Annotated in this window: 8 protein-coding genes and 2 pseudogenes; 8 read left to right on the top strand and 2 right to left on the bottom strand. The window is 65.5% G+C overall.

What is annotated here, in order from left to right; all coding sequences use genetic code 11:
• Together AC27IQ_RS14775 and hemB are read right to left on the bottom strand one after the other, a co-directional pair.
• Positions 1-319: pseudogene (locus AC27IQ_RS14775) on the bottom strand (magnesium transporter CorA); the annotation flags it as partial.
• A gap of 69 nt (positions 320-388) precedes the next feature.
• Positions 389-1396, bottom strand: a complete 1008-nt coding sequence (gene hemB / locus AC27IQ_RS14770; RefSeq protein WP_487089909.1) for a porphobilinogen synthase — start codon at positions 1394-1396, stop codon at positions 389-391.
• A gap of 127 nt (positions 1397-1523) precedes the next feature.
• On the opposite strand from hemB, the gene AC27IQ_RS14765 reads away from it, so the two are divergent.
• The 8 genes and pseudogenes from AC27IQ_RS14765 (at position 1524) to fusA (ending at position 8892) form a co-directional block, all read left to right on the top strand.
• Positions 1524-1952 carry a CopD family protein gene (locus AC27IQ_RS14765; RefSeq protein WP_487089908.1) on the top strand — a complete coding sequence of 143 codons (429 nt, stop codon included), beginning with the start codon at positions 1524-1526 and terminating at the stop codon, positions 1950-1952.
• A gap of 23 nt (positions 1953-1975) precedes the next feature.
• Complete coding sequence (locus AC27IQ_RS14760) at positions 1976-3112, top strand: VanZ family protein (RefSeq protein WP_284430259.1); 1137 nt, start codon at positions 1976-1978, stop codon at positions 3110-3112.
• A 9-nt stretch (positions 3113-3121) separates the two neighbouring features.
• Complete coding sequence (locus tag AC27IQ_RS14755) at positions 3122-3481, top strand: (2Fe-2S) ferredoxin domain-containing protein (RefSeq protein ID WP_487089907.1); 360 nt, start codon at positions 3122-3124, stop codon at positions 3479-3481.
• A gap of 87 nt (positions 3482-3568) precedes the next feature.
• A complete protein-coding gene (locus AC27IQ_RS14750) occupies positions 3569-4210 on the top strand; it encodes an alpha/beta hydrolase (RefSeq protein WP_487089906.1) in 642 nt (213 codons plus the stop codon).
• Positions 4211-4310: 100 nt separating this feature from the next.
• Entirely contained in the window at positions 4311-5480 is a 1170-nt protein-coding gene (locus AC27IQ_RS14745) for a D-alanyl-D-alanine carboxypeptidase family protein (RefSeq protein ID WP_284394566.1), read from the top strand.
• Between the two features lie 135 nt (positions 5481-5615).
• Positions 5616-5993: a 30S ribosomal protein S12 gene (gene rpsL / locus AC27IQ_RS14740; protein WP_010104110.1), complete on the top strand. Its 378-nt coding sequence runs from the start codon at positions 5616-5618 to the stop codon at positions 5991-5993.
• 170 nt (positions 5994-6163) lie between these two features.
• Positions 6164-6638 (top strand): annotated as a pseudogene (gene rpsG / locus AC27IQ_RS14735) (30S ribosomal protein S7).
• Positions 6639-6789: 151 nt separating this feature from the next.
• Positions 6790-8892, top strand: a complete 2103-nt coding sequence (gene fusA / locus AC27IQ_RS14730; protein WP_272565827.1) for an elongation factor G — start codon at positions 6790-6792, stop codon at positions 8890-8892.
• The last annotated feature ends 237 nt before the right edge of the window (positions 8893-9129 follow it).

Here is a 9129-nt window from a genome sequence, read left to right as displayed (position 1 = left end):
CGGGAGGCACGGCCTGCGGGCTTGCTGCGCTGGCCGGTGCCGCGCCCGGACCGGCGGCCGCCAGGCGGCGGAACACCAGCAGGTCGTACTGCGAGGTGTAGTCGTAGTGCGATGGCAGCTGCGCGTTCAGCAGGTCGGACACGTGCAGGTCCACCAGTTGCAGGCCGGTGGTGGCCTGCATCGCGGCCTGCAGCAGGCCCAGTTGTTCGCCGAAGGCCGCGCGGGTGCACGAGATCCAGTAAAAGCCGGCGGCCGGGGGCTGGGAGGGCAGGGCGGCCAGCTCGGTGGCGTTGCCCTGGTGGATGTGAAAGATGCGCATGGAGGCCTGGGGCAGGGCGGGGAAGACGCCGGCGCCGGCCCTGCAGGCAGGCGGCCGGGGGGCGGTCGCTTACTTTGGCAGCAGCCGCGCCGCGTCGCGGGCGAAATACGTCAGCACGCCGTCGGCGCCGGCGCGCTTGAAGGCCAGCAGGCTCTCCATCATCACCGCGTCGTGGTCGAGCCAGCCGTTGGCGGCCGCGGCCTTGAGCATGGCGTACTCGCCGCTCACCTGGTAGGCGAAGGTGGGCACGCGGAATTCGTCCTTCACGCGGCGCACCACGTCCAGGTACGGCATGCCGGGCTTGACCATCACCATGTCGGCGCCTTCGGCGATATCGAGGGCGACCTCGCGCAGCGCCTCGTCGGTGTTGCCCGGGTCCATCTGGTACACGTTCTTGTCGGCCTTGCCCAGGGCGCCGCGCGTGCCCACGGCATCGCGGAACGGGCCGTAGAAGGCACTCGCGTACTTGGCGCTGTAGGCCATGATGCGCGTGTGGATGTGGCCCTGCACTTCGAGCGCCTCGCGGATCGCACCGATGCGCCCGTCCATCATGTCGCTGGGCGCCACGATGTCCACGCCCGCCTCGGCATGCGTGAGCGCCTGGCCGGTGAGGATCTCCACCGTTTCGTCGTTGATGATGTAGCCGGTGGCATCGAGCACGCCGTCCTGGCCGTGGCTCGTGTAGGGGTCCAGCGCCACGTCGGTCATCACGCCCAGCGCGGGGAATTCCTTCTTGAGCGCCCGCACCACGCGGGGAATCAGGCCCTCGGGGTTGAGCGCCTCCTTGCCGTCCGGCGCCTTGAGCGCGGGGTCGATGGCCGGAAACAGCGCCAGCACCGGAATGCCCAGTTTCACGCAATCCTCGGCCACCGGCAGCAGGAGGTCCAGGCTCAGGCGCTCCACGCCCGGCATCGACGCGGTGGCCTCGCTGCGGCCCTGGCCTTCGTGCACGAACACGGGGTAGATCAGATCGTGCGGCGTGACGGCATGCTCGCGCACAAGGTTGCGGGTGAAGGCATCGCGGCGCAGGCGGCGCGGGCGGTTCTGGGGGAAGGGGGTGGGGCTGGACAGATGCATCCCGAAATTGTGCGCCACATTGCGCCGGGGCGGTCTCCGCCCGGCCCTTCGACGTGACGCCGGCCGCCGTGGTTTTTGCGCGTCGGACTCCGCCGGACGGCCCGGCACGGCACGTACACTGCCCCCCATGCTCTGGGTCAAAGCCTTTCACATCGTCTTCGTGGCCAGTTGGTTCGCCGGCCTGTTCTACCTGCCTCGGATCTTCGTCAACCTGGCCATGGTGGCACCGGGCTCGGCCGCCGAGCGAGACCGGCTCCTGCTCATGGCGCGCAAGCTGCTGCGTTTCACCACCTTCCTGGCCGTGCCGGCCATCGCGCTGGGGCTGTGGCTCTACCTGGGGTACGGCATCGGCCGCGGGCCGGGCAACGGCTGGATGCACGCCAAGCTCCTGGTCGTGGTGCTCGCCGTGGGCTATCACCATGCCTGCGGCGTCCTGCTGCGCAAGCTGGCCAGCGGCCAGAGCCGGCGCAGCCACCGCTGGTTCCGCTGGTTCAACGAGGTGCCGGTGCTGCTGCTGGTGGCCACGGTGGTGCTGGTCGTCGTCAAACCCTTCTGACGCGCCGGCCGCGCGCCCCCGCCGTGCACAAGACATCCGCCTGGCCCCTGGCGCTGATCTACGCGGCCCTCGTGGTCTTCGCCAGCCTGTTCCCCTTCGACGGCTGGCGCGAGCAGGGCATCTCGCCATGGGTGTTCCTCACCGCCCGCATTCCCCCGCCGTACTGGACCTGGTTCGACGTCAACATCAACATCGCCGGCTATGCGCCGTTCGGCTTCCTGCTGGCGCTGGCCCTGCTGCGCACCGGCTGGCCACGCTCTGCGGTGCCCGTGGCCGCGCTGGCGGGCGCGCTGCTCTCGATGCTGATGGAGTTCCTGCAGATCTACCTGCCGCGGCGCGTGCCCTCCAACATGGACCTGGTGCTGAACGCGCTGGGCACACTGGGCGGCGCGCTGCTGGCGGCACTGCTGGAGCGGCTGGGCGCGCTGGCCCGCTGGAGCCGGCTGCGGGCGCGGTGGTTCGTCGCCGACGCCAGCGGGGCGCTGGCCTTGCTCGCGCTGTGGCCGGTGGCACTGCTGTTTCCCGCCGCCGTGCCGTTCGGGCTGGGACAGATGTGGGAGCGCCTTGAGATCGCGCTGGAAGACCTGCTGGCCGACACCCCGTTCCTGGACTGGCTGCCGCTGCGCGAAACGCCCCTGGAGGCCCTGTCGCCCAGTGCCGAACTGCTGGCCGTGATGCTGGGCCTGCTCGTGCCCTGCCTGCTGGGCTACTGCGTGATCCGCCACATCGGCCGCCGCGTGGCGTTCTCGCTGGCCACGGTGGTGGCGGGCGTGTCGGTGACCGCGCTGTCCTCCGCGCTCAGCTACGGCCCGGCCCATGCCTGGGAGTGGCTCGGCACCCCGGCCCGCGTGGGCGTGTGGGCCGGCATGGCCGTCGCGCTGATGCTGGCCGGCCTGCCCCGCCGCGCCAGCGCCGCCGTGCTGCTATTGCTGCTGATGCTGCACCTGAACATCCTCAACCAGGCGCCCACCAGCGCCTATTTCGCCGACACCCTGCAGGCCTGGGAGCAGGGCCGCTTCATCCGCTTCTACGGCCTGGGCCAATGGCTGGGCTGGCTCTGGCCCTACGCCACCCTGGTCTATGTGGTGCAGCGCGTGGCCCGGCGCGACCGGGACCCGGCCGAGGGCCACGCGGATACCCCTGTTCGCATCGGCTCCTAAAATGCCCGGATGACCGATACCCCCACGCCGCCAGCCGCGCAGCTTGGCTACTACGCCCGCCACATCTTCTTTTGCCTGAACGACCGCACCAACGGCGAGGACAGCTGCGCCCACCACGGTGCGCAGGCTGCGTTCGACCGCTGCAAGTCCCAGGTCAAGGCGGCCGGCCTGTCCGGCCCCGGAAAGGTGCGGGTGAACAAGGCCGGCTGCTTGGACCGCTGCGCCGGCGGGCCCGTCGCCGTGGTCTATCCGGAAGGCACCTGGTACACCTTCGTGGATGGCAGCGACATCGACGAAATCGTGGAATCGCACCTGAAGAACGGCCAGGTCGTCGAGCGCCTGCTCACGCCGCCGGAACTCGGGCGCTGATTCGCGCGCCGATCGGTTTTTAAGTGTTTTTGGCTGTCTGCCCTAGATTTTATTGTCCTGACAGCTATTTATTTGATAGCAAATCCAGTGAATGCCCAGACTGAACGCCTGACCCTCACCGGCGCTGCCGGTGCCATCGAAGCGGCACGCGATGCGGCCCAGGCGCCGGACGGCGCGCCCTCGCGCGGCGTGGCGGTGATCGCCCACCCGCACCCCCTGTTCGGCGGCACCATGGACAACAAGGTGGTGCAGACCCTGGCGCGCGCCTTCGTGCACAGCGGCTGGACCGCCGTGCGCTTCAATTTCCGGGGCGTGGGCGCCAGCGCCGGCACGCATGACGCGGGCCAGGGCGAGCTGGAAGACTTCCTGGAGGTGGTGCGCCAGGCGGCGCCCGAGGGGCCGCTGGCCCTGGCGGGCTTCTCGTTCGGCGCCTTCGTCACCAGCCATGCGCTGGAGCGCCTGTGGAGCGAGCGCAGCATTGAGCGGGTTGTGCTGGTCGGCACCGCCGCCAGCCGCTTCACCGTGGCGCCCGTGCCGGCCGAGGCGCATGCGCGCACGCTGGTCGTGCACGGCGAGCAGGACGACACCGTGCCGCTGTCGGCCGTCATGGACTGGGCGCGGCCGCAGATACTCCCCGTCACAGTCGTGCCCGGCGGCGGTCATTTCTTTCACGGACAATTGCCGCTCCTGAAAAACCTGGTGTCCCGCCACCTGCTGGCGGGGAACTGACCGCCCTCCAGACGCTCCCTACCGGGCACCGCACGGCGCGCCATCCCCGCCGCCGTTTTTGACCGTTTGGTTTGTTTCCTTGCCCCGAATGCCTGTTTCCATGAAGCCCTTCCTCTCCACGCTGCGTTCCTTCGTTCTTGTCGCCGTGCTGGCGCCTGCCGCCCTCTGGGCGCAGGGCCAGGCCCCCCAGCCCCCGGAGATCGCTGCGCGCAACTACCTGTTGCTCGACGTGACCGCCGGCCAGGTGCTCGCCGCCAAGGACATCGACGCGCCGGTGGAGCAGGCATCGCTCACCAAGCTCATGACGGGCTACCTGGTCTTCGACGCGCTGCGCGCCAAGAAGATCACGCTGGAGCAGAAGCTGCCCGTGAGCGTGCTGGCGTGGAAGATGCCCGGCTCGCGCATGTTCATCGATCCCAAGATGCAGGTGCCGGTGGAAGACCTCATCAAGGGGATGATCGTGCAGTCGGGCAACGACGCCACCATGGCCCTGGCCGAAGGCGTGGGCGGCACGGCCGAGAACTTCGTCAAGCTCATGAACGACCAGGCCAAGGCCCTGGGCATGAAGAACACGGCCTACAAGAACCCCGAAGGCCTGACCGAGCCGGGCCACACGACCACCGCGCGCGACCTGGGCGTGCTGGCCACCCGCCTGATGCAGGAATTCCCGGAGTACATGCATTACTACGCGACCAAGCACTACGCGTACCCGGGCACGCCGCCCTCCAATGGCACCAACCGCAATTCGCTGCTGTTCCGCGATCCCACGGTGGACGGCCTCAAGACCGGCCACACCGCCGCTGCCGGCTACTGCCTGGTGGCCACGTCCAAGCGCGACTTTCCGAACGTCGGCCAGCGCCGTCTGCTGTCCATCGTGCTGGGGGCCTCCAGCGAGAACGCCCGGGCGAACGAGAGCCAGAAGCTCCTGAACTGGGGCTACACGGCCTTCGACGCCGTCAAGCTGTTCGACGCCGGCCAGCCCGCCGCCACGCCGGCCGTCTGGAAGGGCAAGCAGAACACCATCCAGATCGGCCGCCCGGACGCCATCGTCGTCACCGTGCCGTCGGGCAGCGCCGGCAAGGTCACGACCCAGATCGTGCGCACCGACCCGCTGGTGGCACCATTCACCAAGGGCCAGTCGATCGGCACCCTGAAGGTGTCGCTGGGTGAGCAGCCCATCGCCGAAGTGCCGCTGGTGGCGTTGGAGACGGTGGAGCAGGCCGGCATCTTCGGCCGCGCCTGGGATGCCATCCGCCTGTGGATCAAGTGACACGGCGGCGGCCGGCTGGCCGCCCCGCGATTGCTCCATCAGCGCCAACCTGCTACATTAGAAGGCTTTTCGGAATTTCCGAAGGGATTCACGTTTTCGTTTTTCACGAAGCATTTCACGTTTAGGGACGTATTCATGCCAACCATCAATCAACTGGTCCGTCAGGGTCGCGAGGTCGAAAAGATCAAGTCGAAGAGCCCCGCGATGGAAAACTCTCCTCAGCGCCGCGGCGTGTGCACCCGTGTGTACACCACGACGCCAAAGAAGCCTAACTCCGCTCTGCGGAAGGTCGCCAAGGTTCGCCTGACCAACGGTTTCGAAGTCATTTCCTACATCGGCGGCGAAGGCCACAACCTGCAGGAACACAGCGTCGTGCTGGTTCGCGGCGGTCGTGTCAAGGACTTGCCCGGTGTGCGTTACCACATCGTGCGTGGCTCGCTCGACTTGCAAGGCGTGAAAGACCGCAAGCAAGCGCGCTCCAAGTACGGTGCCAAGAAGCCCAAGGCCAAGTAAGCCCTGCGCTTTTTTGCAAAAGATATCCGGTGCTGTTTCCCGCGTGGCGCGGTGATTCAGCGTAGTGACCCCAAGCGCAACTGTCTTGCGTGGGTCGAGTAAGTGGGAGTCCTGAATGGCTCTCGCGGTGTCTGAAAAGATGCCAACTGAAGCAAACATGAGGTGAAAAAATGCCACGTCGTCGCGAAGTCCCCAAACGTGAAATCCTGCCGGATCCCAAGTTCGGCAATGTAGAGCTGTCCAAATTCATGAACGTGATCATGGAAGGCGGCAAAAAGGCAGTGGCAGAGCGCATCATTTACGGCGCTCTGGAACTGATCGAGAAGAAGCACCCTGACAAGGACCCTCTGGAAGCGTTCACCGTTGCCATCAACAACGTGAAGCCCATGGTCGAAGTGAAGTCCCGCCGCGTGGGCGGTGCCAACTACCAGGTGCCTGTGGAAGTGCGCCCCGTGCGCCGTCTGGCACTGTCGATGCGCTGGATCAAGGAAGCCGCCCGCAAGCGTGGCGAAAAAGTCGATGGCGCAACGCCTGGCCAACGAACTGCTGGAAGCCACGGAAGGCCGTGGCGGCGCGATGAAGCGCCGTGACGAAGTGCACCGCATGGCCGAAGCCAACAAGGCATTCAGCCACTTCCGCTTCTAAGCCTCCAGGCTTTCTCCGGTGCAAACGTAAGGCCGCTGGCATTTTCTGCCTGCGGCCTTATCTTGATTCAGGTCGCCGGCAAATTGTGGTGCTGCGTCGCAAAAGCGGGTGGCCCATCACAACGAACACAACGTTCAACCAAGGATTTACCATGGCTCGCAAGACCCCCATCGAGCGCTACCGCAATATCGGTATCTCGGCCCACATCGACGCTGGCAAGACCACGACGACCGAGCGGATTCTTTTCTACACCGGTGTGAACCACAAGATCGGTGAAGTGCATGACGGCGCAGCCACCATGGACTGGATGGAGCAGGAGCAAGAGCGCGGCATCACGATCACGTCGGCTGCCACCACCTGCTTCTGGAGCGGCATGGACCGTTCGTTCCCCGAGCACCGCATCAACATCATCGACACCCCCGGCCACGTGGACTTCACGATCGAAGTGGAGCGCTCCATGCGCGTGCTCGACGGCGCCTGCATGGTGTACTGCGCCGTGGGCGGCGTGCAGCCACAGTCGGAAACGGTGTGGCGCCAGGCGAACAAGTACAAGGTGCCCCGCCTCGCGTTCGTGAACAAGATGGACCGTACCGGTGCCAACTTCTTCAAGGTCGTCGAGCAGATGAAGCTGCGCCTGAAGGCCAACCCCGTGCCGATCGTGATCCCGATCGGTGCCGAAGAAAACTTCACGGGCGTGGTCGACCTGCGCAAGATGAAGGCCATCATCTGGGACGAGGCCTCGCAAGGCATGAAGTTTACCTTCGAAGAGATCCCCGCTGATCTGCTGGAAACGGCCAAGGAATGGCGCGAGAAGATGGTCGAGGCGGCTGCTGAAGCCTCCGAAGACCTGATGAACAAGTACCTGGAAGAAGGTGATCTTTCCGAAGAGGAAATCACCCTCGGCCTGCGCACGCGTGCCATCGCCTGCGAAATCCAGCCCATGCTGTGTGGTACGGCCTTCAAGAACAAGGGTGTGCAGCGCATGCTGGACGCCGTGATCGAACTGATGCCTTCGCCGGTGGACATTCCTCCCGTGGGCGGCACCGACGACGACGAGCAACCGACGAGCCGCAAGGCCGACGACTCGGAAAAGTTCTCTGCCCTGGCGTTCAAGCTGATGACCGACCCATTCGTGGGCCAGTTGACGTTCGTGCGTGTGTATTCCGGCGTTCTGTCCAAGGGCGACACGGTGTACAACCCCGTGCGCGGCAAGAAGGAGCGCATCGGCCGTATCGTGCAGATGCACGCCAACAACCGCGAAGAAGTCGATGAGATCCGCGCTGGCGACATCGCCGCCTGCGTGGGTCTGAAAGACGTGACGACCGGTGAAACCCTGTGCGATCCCTCGGCCATCGTGACGCTGGAGCGCATGGTGTTCCCCGAGCCCGTGATCCGTCAGGCCGTGGAGCCGAAGTCGAAGGCCGACCAGGAAAAGATGGGTATCGCGCTGGGTCGTCTGGCTGCCGAAGATCCTTCGTTCCGCGTCAGCACCGACGAAGAATCCGGCCAGACCATCATCGGCGGCATGGGCGAGCTCCACCTGGAAATCATCGTGGACCGCATGAAGCGCGAATTCGGCGTGGAAGCCAACGTGGGCAAGCCCCAGGTGGCCTACCGCGAAACCATCCGCAAGACGGTGGAAGAGGCCGAAGGCAAGTTCGTTCGCCAGTCCGGTGGTAAGGGTCAGTACGGCCACGTCGTGCTCAAGATCGAGCCGAACGAAGCCGGCAAGGGCATCGAGTTCGTCGACGCCATCAAGGGCGGTGTGGTTCCTCGCGAATTCATCCCCGCGGTTGAAAAGGGCATCAACGAAGCCGTCACGCAAGGCGTGCTGGCCGGCTACCCGGTGGTGGACGTCAAGGTCACGCTGCACTTCGGTTCGTACCACGATGTGGACTCGAACGAACTCGCGTTCAAGATGGCCGCCATCTTCGGTTTCAAGGAAGGTTGCCGCAAGGCCAACCCCGTGATTCTCGAGCCCATGATGGCCGTGGAAGTCGAAACGCCGGAAGACTACGCCGGTACGGTGATGGGCGACTTGTCGTCCCGCCGTGGCATGGTGCAGGGCATGGACGACATGGTCGGCGGCGGCAAGGCCATCAAGGCGGAAGTGCCCCTGTCGGAAATGTTCGGCTACTCGACCTCGCTGCGCTCCGCAACGCAAGGCCGTGCCACCTACTCGATGGAATTCAAGCACTACAGCGAAGCCCCTCGCAACGTGTCGGAAGCCATCATGGCTGCACGCGCCAAGTAATTGGCAAAGGGAGGGGCGGCTTTGGCGGCCCCTTTCGGTTGGTTTGATGGAATTGGTTGCCAGCGACTATCGAGTAGGCGCTGGCAGCTATGAAAAAAATAGCAGCAAGATCCTTGCAATCTGCGACCCGGTGCCGTCCTGTTGCCCTGTGCGGGACGACTCAGCAATCGGGTGCAGACGTTAAACCCTGACACAGGCATTGCTCTTTGGAGATTCAAAATGGCAAAAGGTAAGTTC

Source organism: Acidovorax sp. KPB24-07 (assembly GCF_057543315.1).
Note: the sequence above shows the minus strand (reverse complement) of the source record. Positions and strands in the feature narration are given on the sequence as shown.